This is a genomic window from Paraburkholderia sp. SIMBA_053, assembly GCF_046534895.1.
Lineage (GTDB): Bacteria > Pseudomonadota > Gammaproteobacteria > Burkholderiales > Burkholderiaceae > Paraburkholderia > Paraburkholderia caledonica.
In genome coordinates this window covers 1-268 of the sequence record NZ_JAWRXU010000782.1, presented here as the reverse complement: position 1 = coordinate 268, position 268 = coordinate 1, and the positions used below count along the sequence as shown (strand labels likewise).

1 protein-coding gene is annotated in these 268 nt (G+C 71.3%); it reads left to right on the top strand.

Features of this window, described 5'->3' with window-relative positions; translation table 11 throughout:
* The coding region (locus SB753_RS37705; RefSeq protein ID WP_410805241.1) for a DUF2339 domain-containing protein at window positions 1–268 on the top strand (268 nt) is incomplete at both ends.

The window sequence follows — 268 nt, the reverse complement described above, 5'->3', positions numbered from 1 at the left end:
CGCGCTCGCCGTGTTCTATCTCGCGATAGCGGGCTGGCTCGCGCCGCGCCGCGCGCGTCTCGGCCTGCTATTCGACTCGATGTTCGCGCTCGCCGTCATCTTCGCGACGCTCGCCGTGCCGCTCGCGTTCACCGGACCGACGACGAGCGCGACGTGGGCAATCGAAGGCGCCGCGGTGACATGGCTCGCCGTGCGGCAACGACGCCTCGTCGCGTTCGCCTTCGGCCTGCTGATGCAACTGGCCGCGGCGGGCGCGTTTGTCGTCGGC